The sequence below is a fragment of the Roseivivax sp. THAF30 genome (assembly GCF_009363575.1).
Lineage (GTDB): Bacteria > Pseudomonadota > Alphaproteobacteria > Rhodobacterales > Rhodobacteraceae > Roseivivax > Roseivivax halotolerans.
Genome location: NZ_CP045389.1, coordinates 2,974,226 through 2,987,799, shown reverse-complemented (window position 1 = coordinate 2,987,799; position 13,574 = coordinate 2,974,226). Strand labels below are relative to the sequence as shown.

The 13,574-nt window shown below is 62.5% G+C and carries 12 protein-coding genes; 2 read left to right on the top strand and 10 right to left on the bottom strand.

Translation table 11 applies throughout. The features are described from left to right. The first annotated feature begins 122 nt into the window (after positions 1–122). A complete protein-coding gene (gdhA, locus tag FIU91_RS14470) occupies positions 123–1,469 on the top strand; it encodes an NADP-specific glutamate dehydrogenase (RefSeq protein WP_152463003.1) in 1,347 nt (448 codons plus the stop codon). 3 nt (positions 1,470–1,472) lie between these two features. Here the strand turns inward: gdhA and FIU91_RS14465 are convergent, their stop codons facing one another. The 5 genes from FIU91_RS14465 to trpS all read right to left on the bottom strand — a co-directional run bounded on the left by FIU91_RS14465 (position 1,473) and on the right by trpS (position 5,891). After that, positions 1,473–1,928 (bottom strand): universal stress protein, encoded by a 456-nt coding sequence (locus FIU91_RS14465; RefSeq protein ID WP_093009542.1) that lies wholly within the window; start codon positions 1,926–1,928, stop codon positions 1,473–1,475. 55 nt (positions 1,929–1,983) lie between these two features. Then, positions 1,984–2,853, bottom strand: coding sequence for a branched-chain amino acid aminotransferase (locus tag FIU91_RS14460; RefSeq protein WP_152463002.1), 870 nt, complete (start codon positions 2,851–2,853; stop codon positions 1,984–1,986). Between the two features lie 72 nt (positions 2,854–2,925). Then, on the bottom strand, positions 2,926–3,408 hold the full coding sequence (locus FIU91_RS14455; protein ID WP_152463001.1) for a VOC family protein: 483 nt from the start codon (positions 3,406–3,408) through the stop codon (positions 2,926–2,928). A gap of 62 nt (positions 3,409–3,470) precedes the next feature. After that, a complete protein-coding gene (locus FIU91_RS14450) occupies positions 3,471–4,817 on the bottom strand; it encodes an AarF/ABC1/UbiB kinase family protein (protein ID WP_152463000.1) in 1,347 nt (448 codons plus the stop codon). Positions 4,818–4,859: 42 nt separating this feature from the next. Continuing rightward, positions 4,860–5,891, bottom strand: a complete 1,032-nt coding sequence (trpS, locus tag FIU91_RS14445) for a tryptophan--tRNA ligase (protein WP_152462999.1) — start codon at positions 5,889–5,891, stop codon at positions 4,860–4,862. Between the two features lie 80 nt (positions 5,892–5,971). On the opposite strand from trpS, the gene FIU91_RS14440 reads away from it, so the two are divergent. Then, positions 5,972–6,655: a rhomboid family intramembrane serine protease gene (locus FIU91_RS14440; protein ID WP_152462998.1), complete on the top strand. Its 684-nt coding sequence runs from the start codon at positions 5,972–5,974 to the stop codon at positions 6,653–6,655. A 3-nt stretch (positions 6,656–6,658) separates the two neighbouring features. Here FIU91_RS14440 and FIU91_RS14435 read toward each other — a convergent pair whose 3' ends face one another. The 5 genes from FIU91_RS14435 to FIU91_RS14415 all read right to left on the bottom strand — a co-directional run bounded on the left by FIU91_RS14435 (position 6,659) and on the right by FIU91_RS14415 (position 13,046). Next, the gene (locus FIU91_RS14435) at positions 6,659–8,146 is read right to left on the bottom strand and encodes a phosphatidylserine/phosphatidylglycerophosphate/cardiolipin synthase family protein (RefSeq protein WP_152462997.1); all 1,488 of its coding nucleotides are present in this window, start codon (positions 8,144–8,146) and stop codon (positions 6,659–6,661) included. A gap of 3 nt (positions 8,147–8,149) precedes the next feature. Beyond that, entirely contained in the window at positions 8,150–9,700 is a 1,551-nt protein-coding gene (gene murJ, locus FIU91_RS14430) for a murein biosynthesis integral membrane protein MurJ (protein ID WP_152462996.1), read from the bottom strand. Between the two features lie 148 nt (positions 9,701–9,848). Then, positions 9,849–10,367, bottom strand: coding sequence for a hypothetical protein (locus FIU91_RS14425; protein ID WP_152462995.1), 519 nt, complete (start codon positions 10,365–10,367; stop codon positions 9,849–9,851). 450 nt (positions 10,368–10,817) lie between these two features. After that, positions 10,818–12,098 (bottom strand): glycosyltransferase family 4 protein, encoded by a 1,281-nt coding sequence (locus FIU91_RS14420; protein ID WP_152462994.1) that lies wholly within the window; start codon positions 12,096–12,098, stop codon positions 10,818–10,820. Positions 12,099–12,446: 348 nt separating this feature from the next. Then, the gene (locus tag FIU91_RS14415) at positions 12,447–13,046 is read right to left on the bottom strand and encodes a hypothetical protein (RefSeq protein WP_152462993.1); all 600 of its coding nucleotides are present in this window, start codon (positions 13,044–13,046) and stop codon (positions 12,447–12,449) included. Positions 13,047–13,574: the final 528 nt, after the last annotated feature.

Sequence of the window (13,574 nt, the reverse complement as noted above, 5' to 3'; positions counted from 1 at the left end):
TATGCGGATTGCGCCGCTGCGGGTCAAGGTTTGGAACCGTTCTAAGTGTGATGCGCGGCGGCGAGGAACGTATCCGCCCCGGCGTTGTTCATAAGGGGATGTAATGACAAGGACCGCCTCTCATGCCCGATCGTGCCGATCTGACCGAAAGCTTCATGCAGCGCCTCCGCGAGCGCAGCCCCGGCGAAAACGACTTCCATCAGGCGGTGGAAGAGGTCGTGCACGATGTGATCACCATCGAGAAGGATTCGGCCGCGTTCACGCAGGCGCGCGTTCTGGAGCAGCTGTCCGAACCGGACCGGATCGTCAGCTTCCGGGTCGTCTGGCAGCGCGACGATGGCGGGATCGAGATCAATCGCGGCTGGCGTGTTCAGACGTCGAACGCGATCGGCCCCTACAAGGGGGGCTTGCGCTTTCATCCCACCGTCTCGCAGTCGGTTCTCAAGTTCCTCGGTTTCGAGCAGGTGTTGAAGAACGCGCTTACGGGGCTTCCGCTGGGCGGTGGCAAGGGCGGTGCCGATTTCGATCCGAAAGGCCGCAGCGAGGCGGAGGTCATGCGCTTCTGCCAGGCCTTCATGGCCGAGCTCTGCAAGTATATCGGCCCCGATCACGACGTGCCCGCCGGGGACATCAATGTCGGCCAGCGCGAGATCGGCTGGCTCTTCGGTGCGTACAAGAAGCATCGCGGCCAGTTTCACGGCTCGATCACCGGCAAGGGCGAGAGCTTCGGTGGCTCGGCGATGCGGGTCGAGGCCACGGGCTACGGCGTTGTGTATTTCGTCATGTGCATGCTCGCGACGCAGAACCGCGAGATCGACGGCGCGCGCGTCGCGATTTCGGGCGCGGGGAACGTGGCAACGCATGCAGCCGAAAAGGCGCTCCAGAACGGCGCGACGGTGGTGAGCCTGTCGGACAGTTCCGGCGCGCTCGTTGCCAAGGATGGCCTCGGACAGGAGGCGATCGACTGGGTGCGCGAGGTCAAGGGGAAGGGCGGCAACCTGTCCGGTCCGCCCGCCAAGCTCGGTCTCGACTACCGCGAGGGTGCGGCCCCCTGGGGCAATGTCGAGGCGGATGTGCTGCTGCCATGCGCCACGCAGAACGAATTGGATGCGGATGCGATGAGGGCGGCAATCGATGCCGGCGCCCGGCTTGTGGCGGAGGGCGCGAACATGCCGCTGACCGCCGATGCCGTGGAGGTTGCCCGCAAGAAGCGCCTTCTTCACGCACCGGGCAAGGCGGCCAATGCTGGCGGCGTCGCGATCTCGGGGCTCGAGATGAGCCAGAACGCGCATGGCCGTCAGCTCGACCCGGCCACTGTAGACGAGGCGCTGCGGGACATCATGACCGGCATTCACGGGCGCGTCGTCGAAGAGGCTGGCAAGGGCGAGTGGATCGACTATCGCCGCGGAGCCAATGTCGCGGGCTACCGCAAGGTGGCGCGCGCGATCAGTGCGATGGGCGCGATCTGAGGGTCAGGTGATTCCTTCGAGCTCTTCCTTGGAGAGCTCGCCGGGCACAATGGTGATCGGCACGGGAAGGCTGCCCGCGTTCTTCGTCAATTGCGTGACGAGAGGGCCGGGCCCGCCCTTCTCCGCGCCCGCGCCAAGGACGAGAACGCCAATCTCGGGATCGTCTTTTACCTGTTCGATGATCTGTGGCACCGGCTCGCCTTCGCGGATGACAAGTTCGGGGTTCACCCCCTGCCGGTCACGCATCCACTTGGCGAAGACCTCGTAATGCGCCTCGATCCGCTCGCGGGCCTCTTCGCGCATGATGTCGCCGACCCCGACCCAATGCGAGAATTCCTCGGGACGGATCACGGACAGGATCGTCACGCCGCCGCCGGTCTTCGCCGCGCGCATCGCGGCAAAGCGCATCGCGTTCAGACATTCGCGGCTGTCGTCGAGCACGACCAAGAACTTACGCATGATCCCCGCCTCCTATAGCGCCGGATCATGGCAGCGGGGCGGAGGCAGGGCAAGCTCAGCCGGTCGAAGCTGCCCAGTCCCAGTAGATCTCGCGGGCGCGGCGGGTGACGGGGCCGGTGGCGTAGCTCACGTCCTCGAAGGCGGAGACGGGCGTCACCTTGTTGAGATTGCCTGTCAAGAACACCTCGTCGGCCGCTTCGAAATCCGCGAAGGAGAGAACCGCCTCGACCACGTCGAACCCGTCCGCGCGCAGGTTCGCGATATGACGTGCGCGGGTGATGCCAGCAAGAAACGTGCCGTTCGGGATCGGCGTGAACACGACGCCATCCTTGACCATGAACACGTTCGAGGTCGCGGTCTCGGCGACATTTCCCATCGCATCGGCGACGAGCGCATTGCCGAAGCCGCGCGCGTTCACTTCGGCCAGCATCCGCGAATTGTTGGCGTAAAGGCAGCCAGCCTTGGCGTTGACCACGTTGTCCTCGAGCACCGGGCGGCGAAACCGCGTCCGGCCGAGCGTGACGGTATCGTCGGCTGCGAGCATCGGGAATTCCTCGAGGCAGATCGCGAAGCCGGTCTCGGAGGGACCGATCTTTGGCATGATCGCGGAGGGTTCGGAATTGAGCGCCCAATACATCGGGCGGATATAAACCTGCGCGTCCTTGGGGTAGGCGGCGAGACCTTCGCGGGCGATATCGAGGATCTCGACATCCGAATGCGTGGGCTCGATCATCAGCGCGCGCGCCGAATGGTTCACCCGCGCGCAATGCAGATCGAGATCGGGAGCCATGCCGTCGACGAACCGCGCGCCATCAAAGACCGTGGAGCCCAGCCAGGAGCCGTGATCGGCCGCGCGCATCACCGGCACGTCGCCTTCATGCCAGGTGCCGTTGAAATAGGTGCGAATATTGCGTCCCGTCGCCATGGCGCTGTCCCTCTCGTCGCTTCGCGTGCGGGATAACGCCGTGGGCGCGGAAAGGCTAGACGCGCGATCTTCTCATTCGGCCTCGGCCAGAAGCGCATCGAGATCGAGCGGCGCATTGATCATATCGAGCCCGCCTTCGGCGTTCCGCGGCCAGTCCTGTTCCGCACGGTCGCGGTAGATCTCGATCCCGTTTCCGTCCGGGTCCGAGAAGTAGATGGCTTCGGAGACGCCGTGATCGGCCGCGCCTTCGATCTCGACGCCGAGCGAGATCGCGCGCTTCAGCGCCGCACCGAGACTGGCGCGGTCCGGGAACAGAAACGCGGTATGAAAAAGCCCCGGATGGCGTTTCGGCCCTGGCGCTGCGCCCTTGCTCATCCAGGTATTGAGGCCGACGTGATGGTGGTAGCCGCCCGCGGAGAGGAACGCGGCGTCGGTGCCGTAGCGCTGGGTGACGGTCAGCCCGATCACATCACGATAGAACGCGACCGACCGTTCGAGATCGGAGACTTTCAGATGGACATGGCCGATGGTCATGGCGTCGGGTGCTTTGGACATGATCGCTCTCCTGCGGTATCAGGCGCAATCTATCCACGTCGCCTATGTGCGAAAAGATCGCTTCAGGCAGGGGCGCTGTGCGAATTTGCGGGCCGAGCAAAGGGCTCCAGCAGCGGCCGGACCTCGACCCGCGCCCCGAGCCGCGCGCAGAGAAGGTAGAGACCGCCGACCTTGCGCTGCAGGAAAAGGGCATCGACGGGCGGGATCACGGCGAAGTCACGCTCTTCGGCGAAATGCTGACCGGCTTCGGCGAACCGTGTCGCCAGCCGTTCGGCGCGGAAATCAAAGGGCGCGTCGGACCTGAGCGGGCTGGCTGCGATCTCCATCATGTCGAGGATCGCATCCGCGTGACGTGGCTCGGTGTCCTGGGTCATGTAGCCGACCGCGATGGCCGCGCGGTGCATCCACTCGCGATCGCCTGCAAGCGTCGCTCCGAGGAGGTCCCGGAAAATCGCCACGCGATCCGGTGCGAAGTCACGCACCGCGCCGAAATCGAGAAGCACGATCCGCCCGGTCTCGGGCTGCCAGCGAAAATTGGCGAAGTTCGGGTCGGTCTGCATCGCACCGAGATCGAAGAGTTCGCGCAGGACGAGCGTGATGAGCCGCGCCGCGAAAACGTCGCGCGTGTCCTGATCTTCGGCCTCGGCGCTCTCGATGGGGCGGCCATCTACGAAATCCATCGCCAGGATGTCGCGCGTAGTGAAGTCCTCCGCGACGCCGGGCACGAGGAAATCGGGATCATCCGCCAGCCAGTCGCCGAACCGCCTGAGCGCGGTCGCCTCGCGCTCGTAATCGGCTTCCTCGTGCAGCTGCTGGCGGGCCTCTTCGAGCAGCGGTCCGAGATCGAGCCCGCGCGGCAGAAGACCCGACCAGCGCAAAAGCCCTCCGAGATTGCGGATATCGCTGTCGATGGAGGCGCGGATGCCGGGATATTGCACCTTGATCGCGAGCGCGCGGCCCTCCTTAGTGACAGCGCGGTGCACCTGCCCGATGGACGCCGCCGCGATGGGCCGCACGTCGAAGCTTTTGAAGCGGCGTTGGAAACCTTTGCCCCAATTTGCCTCGAGCACGCCCTTAAGCTGGCCGGGAGGCATGTAATGCGCCTCGGAGCGCAGCCGCTCCATGATCCGGGCGAGTTCGGCCGGCATGACCTCGCCAGCCTCCATCGAGATGAGCTGGCCCATCTTCATCGCCGCGCCGCGCATCTGCGACAGCTCCTCGGCGAAGCGGGCGGCATTGGCGGGGGTCATCACCAGATCATTGAAGCGGGGTCGCTTGCCGCTTGCGACGGCACGCGCGCCGTCGAGCGCCGCACGGCCCAGAAGGCCGGTGCCGAAGCGCCCCATCCGCCCGATGCGGGCGGCGCGGCCCGTGGGAACGGGGGCGTAGCGGTTTTCGTCGTCACTCATGCGCCCGAAGATAGGGCGGCAGAGCGAGGGGGGAACGGCGCGTTAACGCACCATTCCGACGATTTCGTAGGTCTGCTTCAGGATCGGCTCGGCCAACTCACGCGCGCGCTCGGCCCCGCGGGCCAGGATCGCGTCGATCTCTGCGGGCTCCTGCATCAGCCGCGCCATCTCGGTGGAGATCGGGGCCATCTTCTCGACCGCAAGCTCGGCGAGGGCTGGCTTGAACTCGGAGAATTGCTTGCCGCCCATCTCCGCCAACACGCCGTCCACGCTCGTATCCGCGAGCGCGGCGTAGATGTTGACGAGGTTGCGCGCCTCGGGCCGGTCGCTGAGGCCCGCCGCTTCGGAGGGCAGCGCCTCGGGATCGGTGCGGGCCTTGCGGATCTTGGATGCGATCGCGTCGGCATCGTCGGTCATGTTGATCCGGCTCATGTCCGAAGGATCGCTCTTGGACATTTTCTTCGATCCGTCGCGCAGGCTCATCACACGGGTTGCCGCGCCTTCGATCACCGGCTCGGTGAGCGGGAAGAAGTCGACCTCGTAGTCGTGATTGAATTTCGCCGCGATATCGCGGGTCAGCTCCAGATGCTGTTTCTGGTCTTCGCCGACGGGCACATGCGTTGCATGATAGACAAGGATATCGGCCGCCATCAGCGCGGGATAGCCGAACAGGCCGAGCGAGGCCGCTTCCGCGTTCTTGCCTGCCTTGTCCTTGAACTGGGTCATGCGCTTCATCCAGCCCATGCGCGCGACGCAGTTGAAGATCCAGCCGAGCTGGGCGTGCTCGGGCACCTGCGACTGGTTGAAGAGGATCGAGCGTTCCGGATCGATGCCGCTGGCGATGAAACCCGCGCAAAGCTCGCGGGTGTTGCGGCGAAGCGCCTTCGGCTCCTGCCATACGGTGATCGCGTGCATGTCGACCATGCAGTAAATCGTCTCGTAATCCTCGCCCTGCATGTCCACGAAGCGTTTGATCGCACCCAGATAATTGCCGAGCGTCAGTCCGCCCGAGGGCTGGATCCCCGAAAAGACCCGCGGGGCGAACTTGTCGAGGTTGGAGACGGGCTCTGTCATGAAGGCACTCGCATGTGGCAATTCGCGTCCCGGTGGCTTACCCATGCCCCCAAGAGGCGTCAAGAAGAGCAGGCTGGCCCATGCATTCCGATCACAACGAAAGCCCGTTCAACGCCATTCCGCCGGTGACGACGGCGCTGGTGCTTCTCATGGCCGGGATCGAGATCGCCTTCTCTCTCGGCGCGCGGGGTCTTCTCGGTGGCCCCGGGGCCGTGGGGTGGCGGATCGGGGGGATCGAGACCTACGGCTACCTCGGAGAAATCACCTACTGGATGGCCGAGAGCGGGCGCTGGCCGGCAGAACATCTTCTGCGCTTCCTGAGCTACCCCTTCGTGCACGGCAGTTTCACGATGGGGCTCTTTGCCTGCGTGATGCTTCTGGCGCTCGGGAAGATCGTCGGCGAGGCGATGGGGCCGGTGCGGATGCTCGCGGTCTTCGTGGCAAGCTCCGTTCTGGGGGCGCTCGTCTACGGGCTGATCGTGCCGAACGTGCCGCTCTACGGCGCGTTTCCCGCGATCTACGGGTTGATCGGGGCGTTCACCTACCTTCTCTGGACGAAGCTTGGCGAGATGGGCGAGGCGCAGATCCGGGCCTTCACGCTGATTGGTGTTCTGCTCGGCCTGCAGCTCGTCTTCGGGCTATTGTTCGGCGGCGGGCCGTACTGGATCGCGGAGATCGCGGGCTTCGTCGTGGGGTTCACCGCGACGATCGTTCTGGTGCCGGGCGGATTTGCGCGGCTGGTTGAGCGTCTGCGCGAACGCTGACGTTCAGAACATGTCGGCGGGCAAAAGCGGCAGATACCGCGCGAACCGCCGCGCGCGGCCGAGCGGGTAGGGCAGCACGAAGCCGGAGCGCTCGGTCGGCTCCAGCTTGCGGTTCGACTTGGCGATCTCGTTCCAGACGCGCGCATCGCTGATGTCGCGGTCCTCCCCCATCGGCCCCAGCCATTTCTTCGCCAGCCGTTCGTGGAGATCGCGGACCACCGCTTTGTCGCGGAACAGGATCGAGGCTTCTGTATCCCATCTCAGCGAGCGCCCGTTGAGGTTGGCCGAGCCCACGAGCCCGAAATCGCCATCGATGATGACGACCTTCGCGTGCACGTAGATCGGGGCCGCGCCGTGCAGGCTCTCGGGCGGCTCCGCATCGGTCGCGATCTTCTGCGCCGGGGCAACGACGGCGACGTCGTCGCCGTAGGCTTTAACGAGATCGTTGAGCGCGTTGGTCTGCAGAGCATGGGCGTGGCGCGCGTTGAGCGAGCGGTCGCCATCATAGAGCACGCGCTCGGGCTCTGTCGGGAGCAGGATGACGAGTTGCAGCTCGGGGCGAGCCTTCTTCGCGTCGATGAGCGCGCGGACCAGCGGACGGTGCCGCAGGAACTGCGTTTCGAGGTAGATGTGCCGCTTGGCCGAGCCGAAAGCATGCTTCAGGGTTTTTTCGTGCTCCGGGTGACGCGGGTGGGGACCGAAGGCGAAGGGACCGCGCAGCGGTGCAGAAACGGTCCGCACCAGCCGCAGGTCAGAAGTGCCTTGCGGGCGGGGGCCCACCTTCATCGGCATCGCCTTGGTGCCGACATCGGCCGCACCGTATTCGAGCGAGGCATTCCAGGTCTCGACCAGGTGCGCGCGGGCCTGCTCGGCGAAATCGCCTTCGATCTCGACTGAGACGTCGTGCCAGGTCTTGTCGCCCTCACCGCGATGCGCGTTCGTATCCCAGCGCCGCTCGTTCACGTCGAGACCGCCGATGATGCAGTGGCGATTGTCCACCACGGCGACTTTCTGGTGGATCGAGACGGGCCGCAGCTTCGGGCGCAGCTTGAGGAAGGCGCGCTGCACCGGGGTGAGTTTTTCCGCCTCCTGGTTTCGCAACCCCTGAAGCTTCTGAGCGATCTTGCGCCAGAGGATCGAGCGCCAGAGCCAGCCCACCTCCTGCGCGTGGGGCGCGACGAGGATCTGAGTGTCGCCTTCCAGCCGATCCGCGAATTTAGAGCCCGAAGCCCAGGCACCGCGATGCAGGCTCTCGGCGAAGAGCGGGTCGAAGTCGGTCAGGATGAGGCGGATCGAGATTCCCTTGGCAGACAGCCAAGCCAGCAGATCGGCCCAGGTTTCGAGGCCGCGTTCGGTCAGCTCGCGCGCGCGCAGGCGCGTGTCGGGGTCGAGAATGCGGAAAGAGAGGAAGACCTCTTCTTCGGCGGCCGCCACCATGCGTTCCAGCGCGGGGAAGATCTCCTTTGCGGTGATCAGCGGCTTTGGCGTCATGGCTCAGCGGTCCTTTCTGCGGCGGAATGCGCCGACGAATTCACTGAGACGGAACGCGCCCAGCAATTGTCCCAGAATGCCGTATGACATCATACCCACAAGAATCAGAACCAGAAGTGCCAGATACCTCCATCCCGGACTGGCGAGAAACGGTCCGATGACCACTTGGGTTCCCCAGAGCACGACACCCATCAGGATCGAGGCGACCGCGATCCGCCAGATCCGCGTCTTGAACCGCGCATCGAACGAGGCAACCTCGCCCATCCCGCGCGTGCCGCGCGACAGGAACCAGACCATCGACCATGCGGCCGCGCTGGTTGCGATTGCCGGTGCGATCCAGCCGATGAACGGCGCAAGCCCGATGGCGATGACCGCATTCACGACCATTGAGATGAGCGCGTAGTGGAACGGCGCTTTCGTGTTCTCCCGTGCGAAGAACAAAGGCTGCAGAACCTTTTGCAGCACGAAGGCCGGTAGGCCGAGCCCGTAGATGGCGACGGCGACCGCGATGGCGGCGGCATCGTCTGCACCCGTCGCGCCGCGCTGGAACAGCACGGAGACGAGCGGCAGCGGGATCACCAGAAGCGCCACGGCCGAGGGCAGGGTGAGCGCGAGTGCGTATTCCCCGGCGCGGCTGAGCGCATCGCGTCCGCCGGTCTCGTCCCCGGCCTTCAGACGTCGCGAGAGGTCGGGCAGAAGCACGATACCCACGGCGATGCCGACCACGCCAAGCGGCAGTTGGTAGAGCCTGTCGGCCGCGTAGAGCCAGCCGACCGCGTTCTCGAACTGGGACGCGACCTGCTGCCCGACCAGAAGGTTGATCTGCATGACACCTCCCGCAAGCGCCGCGGGCACGGCGACGCGGACGAGCGTTTTCATCTCGTCGTTCCAGACCGGACGTCCGGGACGGACCTTCAGGCCAGACCGCTCCGCCGCGATCCAGACGAGCGCAAGCTGGATGACGCCCGCGACGGGCACCGCCCAGACGAGCCACAGCACGACGTCGCCGCCCATCTGCTGGCCGACCAGCATCGCGGCGACCACGGTGATGTTGAGAAAGACCGGCGCGGCTGCGGCGGCGGCGAAGTGCCCGCCCGCGTTGAGCGCGCCCGAAAAGAGCGCGGCCAGCGAGATCAACAGGATATAGGGAAAGCAGATCCGTCCATATGCGATCGTCATGTCGAAACGCTCGTCGCCGACGAAGCCGCCCGCTGTCGCGACCACGAGCGCGGGCATGAAGATCATGGCGAGCGCGCTCAGGACCACGAGCACCGTGGCAAGACCCGACAGCGCGTCGCGGGCGAAGTCGAGCGGATCGTCCCCCGCCTCCAGCCGCTTGGAGAACATCGGCACGAAGGCCGCGTTGAACGCGCCCTCTGCAAAGAAGCGGCGGAACATGTTGGGCAGGCGAAAGGCCGCGACGAACGCATCGAGCACCGGCCCCGGCCCGATCAATGCCAGGATTACCACCTCGCGCACGACGCCCAGAACCCGGCTCGCCAGGGTCCAGAAGCCCACGGTCATCATGCCGGAGAGAAGGCGGATCGGTTTCATGTCTGGGGCCTGCCTGCGCTGCCGTTTCCGGTCTTGCGCCGGGTCTAACCCATTGCCGGGAGCGCGGGAAGGCCCGGGTATGATGCCGCGGAACGCAAAACGGCCGCCCGCAGGCGGCCGTTTCTCGTGATCGGTTCAGAGGTCGCGCTTACATCTGCTCTTGCAGCGATTGCTGCTGGGCGGTCTGCAGCGCGGTCGAGAACTCGGCGCGCGTCATGTCGAGAACGAGGCCGTTCTCGGTCGCGGAGAGCGAGCTGACGCGGACAGCCGCGTTCTCGATCGCGCGCTCGTCCGCGCCTTCCATCTCGCCGTCGAGGTCGATCAGCACGCGCGCGCCATCGTTGATGGTGCGGTACACGGTGCCGAGGATCTCGCCGTCGCTGGAGCGCACCACCGCATCGCCGGTGATCGCCGCATCGAGCTGGGCCGAGATGTTGGCCGCGCCGCCATAGGGCTCTTCTGCGACATCGCCAACCGCATCAACGCCCGCCTGGGCGGTATCGGTCGCGGTCTCGCCGACGGCATAGATCGTCTCGCCGACTTCCTCGGCGACATCGCCCGCTTGCGCGGCGACATTGTCGTCGTCCTCGGTCGTCTGAGCGGAAACGGCTCCGGCCATCATCATGGCAATCGCTGCGGTCGTCGCGGTGAGCTTGGAATGGGTCATCTCTGATCCTTTTGTCACGTTGAACTGCAATGCCCGTCTGCGGACATTCGCGTGCCCAACGGCACGAGGCCGGGATAATGTTCCTGCAGTTTGCATGATTTCAGCGGAGCCTTGCCGAGACGCGAGACGCGGTTCGGTGGCACGATCCGGTGTCGAGGCGCAAAAGGGTCTGAATTTTCTGAGATCCGGGAGGCGCCCGACGGGGCCTCTGGTAGCGGAGGTCCGTCTCGGACAGAAACCCCACCTTATAACTCTCTGTAAAATCAAGGTCGGCTGACGCCATCATGCCGCTTCGAGAAATTCTTTCCGCGTCGGGCGCTTCCAATCGCAATAGGAGGTTGCTTCTCCGTCGAATGCAGCAAAAAACTCAAACATTTTCATGAAAGCGGTCGGTTGCAGCACCGCGCAGGTTCGCTCTGTGTGATCAAAACCAACACGGTAGGGCGTATGTTAAAGATAATCGGTAAATCCATCGAGCGTGTCACCGCTCAGCACAGCTTCATAGACACGCGCCGTGTAGCTTGCTTTGGCTTCCCAAGTGTAAAATTTCAAAGCGTATTCCCGGGCGCGGGCAGCCCTCGCCTGAGCTTTCTCAGACTGGTTTAGACAATGTTCGAGAGCCGCACGGTAAGAGCCCACCATTTCTTCAAGCGTAGCAAGCGGCACCCGAATGCCACGACCATTGGCAGCCAGATCACCCGGTGCGCCGTAATCCGTAACAATGCATAAGGCACCAGAGGCCATCGCCTCGATCACCACGCCTGCCCCTAACTCGCGGATCGAAGGAAAGACGAACGCATCTGCTTGACGCATTACTTCAGCTACCTCGGCTTGGCTCTTGTTACCCTCAAAGGAAATACGGTCTTCTGCATTGGCGTCGACAACCATCGCTTGAAGTCGAGACATTTCAGGTCCGTCCCCCAGAATTCGCAACCGGTGCGCACGCAATGTGTCAGAACTTAAGAAAGCGCGGATCACCACTTCAGGGACCTTGTAGGGGACCAGGCGGCCAGCAAACAGGAACGTATAAGGTCCCTCGCCCGAAAATGCAGGAGCGCGGGTGCCAGAGTGAAACAGAGATGGATCAAAACCAATCTCTGGCATCGGTACAACACGACTTGGATCTACAGTATTCAGGTCGTTCATGGTGTGCTGGAACGCAGCGAGTATAGCTGCAGCCTTTTGGGCGGAAGAGCGGGAGTAGGGCAGATAACGATAGAGGCCGCGTAGCTTTCGCAGCATTTCGCGCTCACGCCTCTGCTCAGCTTTGAAGGCGGCAGGCCAATCAAGATTACCATTTAGGGGCCCCAAAATCATTGGCACCCCCGCTCGGCCGGAAAGATAGCTGGGCAGCGTTGGCGACATCGGCGTGATGCGGTGCACGAGATCAAAGTGCTCCTCTCGCAATACTTTGCGAGCCTGTTTCTCGAAGGCGATGTAGGGAGGGTAGGACATCATCTGGTTGGTGGACCAAGCAACCTCGTCACCACCCCGCAAAATGCGAGCAAGCCGATACATGGGCCCTGCGAGCCACTCGGTATCAATATATCGAATTCTGTCTGCAGGAATGTCTCCCGCAGCTTCAATATTTTCACGATTCCGAGGATGGGTAGCGAGCGTGGCGTTACAAACACCCATTAACGCTCGGGCATATTTGTACCCCACGATGGGTAGCGATGGCCATTGCGGGTTGCACGTCTCGGCAAGGATGAGGACACGAGGAAAGGCCATATGGAAAATTTTCCATTTATCGGGTCAAAGTGTTGGCATTTTTAATAGTAGCTGATTGATATTGAGGGACGCCAAATCACAACCAGAAACCGTATTGCCCACGACTATCAAATTTAACTCGCAATAACATGTACACACGGAGAGCGCAAATGGACCTCCTTTAAGAACCTTCTGATCGTCGAGAAAATGTTCGAAGACGGCGTTGTCCCTAAATCTCCTCTCGGCCATCGTTGCTCGTAGCCACGCTCGTCTAATGGCTATCAGTCCCAGCCCTAAGGCAGCGATCTGAGATCGGGCTCCGTGGCACCTCCTGACGATAATTATCGTTCGAAAGTGGGCGCTCATACCTCAACGCCGTTTGCGGCTCTCACTCTCTACCGCAAAATTCTGATGGCGAGCGGCCCAGAATGCGCCGACAGCATAACTTAGCAAGGCGCTTATGAAGAGCATTTCTCCACCGTCTTCAAGGATTAGAAAAATACCTCCCAGCAACGTTCTTTCCGGAATTAGACTATGGAGTGTGTCAATCACGACCGCGCAGAAGAGCACTCCGCAAAACAGCCAGCCCATTGGCATAGTCCGCGCGCGCAGGTTTTGATCCGCTTTCCGCCATCCTGTGTAAATCAGGATCAGGCCGCACCCTCCCATAACAGCCCAAATCGCTATTTCTCCCAATTGAAATGCGTCGAATTTCAGGTGCAAGCCAGAGTTAATAATCAAAAAGGCGCCGACCCTCTCGTGCACCATGAGCATATCGTCAGCGAATACGATCATGAAAAAGATACACATCATCAACAGCAGAAGATCTTTCTCTCGAAGCCATGCTCTGAACAGCAAAAAGATCAGTGCCGCCCACTTCAAATAGTTAAAGATTTCACCCAAACTCCAGTCCCGTCCAATGTTAAAGAAGTCAGGCCAAAATTCAATGGCACCAATCATGATTGCCAAGCCGAATCCAAGGCTTATAGTTATAATAACTAAATCTATGATAATGAGGGGTAGCCCTAATCTAAAAAAAGAGATATCTGACTTTGCAGCGCTCAAGTATCTACCTATTTCTGCCGGTTCACAAAAATCACTCGAAATTGGCCATGAGTGTTAGAATATAATTTATCAAAAAGCAATCCCACGTCGTCTGCCGGTGGGCGTGATGCTCTGTCAAAGCTGCTCGCGGAACAAGCATTGTCTGCCCAGAGGGTCGTCTGCGGTTGCGCCAGTGGCTGTGAGCTGGGCGGGTTGGAGAAGACGACGGCAAAGCTGCAAGACAGCCAGGTCTGGGACGACCTCCTGCACGGCGCGGAGACGTCTGTATGAGCCAAACGGACTATGTAGGCGCCACGCGGGAGGCGGCGTTCTTTGGTCCCGGCAAGTTCCGGGGCGTGACGAGAAAAGCGCCAAAAAGCGGAACAATGCAGGCTATTAACTGAATAGCCCCGTGTATCGTGGACGCCTTCTTCGCTAATTTTGAGGCAAGGA

What these genes read in the sequence shown, in the direction of transcription:
- FIU91_RS14420 (WP_152462994.1), bottom strand. Translation starts at nt 12,098, where the DNA reads ATGGCCTTTCCTCGTGTCCTCATCCTTGCCGAGACGTGCAACCCGCAA.
- murJ (WP_152462996.1), bottom strand. Translation starts at nt 9,700, where the DNA reads ATGAAACCGATCCGCCTTCTCTCCGGCATGATGACCGTGGGCTTCTGG.
- FIU91_RS14440 (WP_152462998.1), top strand. Translation starts at nt 5,972, where the DNA reads ATGCATTCCGATCACAACGAAAGCCCGTTCAACGCCATTCCGCCGGTG.
- FIU91_RS14450 (WP_152463000.1), bottom strand. Translation starts at nt 4,817, where the DNA reads ATGAGTGACGACGAAAACCGCTACGCCCCCGTTCCCACGGGCCGCGCC.
- trpS (WP_152462999.1), bottom strand. Translation starts at nt 5,891, where the DNA reads ATGACAGAGCCCGTCTCCAACCTCGACAAGTTCGCCCCGCGGGTCTTT.
- FIU91_RS14465 (WP_093009542.1), bottom strand. Translation starts at nt 1,928, where the DNA reads ATGCGTAAGTTCTTGGTCGTGCTCGACGACAGCCGCGAATGTCTGAAC.
- FIU91_RS14435 (WP_152462997.1), bottom strand. Translation starts at nt 8,146, where the DNA reads ATGACGCCAAAGCCGCTGATCACCGCAAAGGAGATCTTCCCCGCGCTG.
- FIU91_RS14455 (WP_152463001.1), bottom strand. Translation starts at nt 3,408, where the DNA reads ATGTCCAAAGCACCCGACGCCATGACCATCGGCCATGTCCATCTGAAA.
- FIU91_RS14460 (WP_152463002.1), bottom strand. Translation starts at nt 2,853, where the DNA reads ATGGCGACGGGACGCAATATTCGCACCTATTTCAACGGCACCTGGCAT.
- FIU91_RS14425 (WP_152462995.1), bottom strand. Translation starts at nt 10,367, where the DNA reads ATGACCCATTCCAAGCTCACCGCGACGACCGCAGCGATTGCCATGATG.
- gdhA (WP_152463003.1), top strand. Translation starts at nt 123, where the DNA reads ATGCCCGATCGTGCCGATCTGACCGAAAGCTTCATGCAGCGCCTCCGC.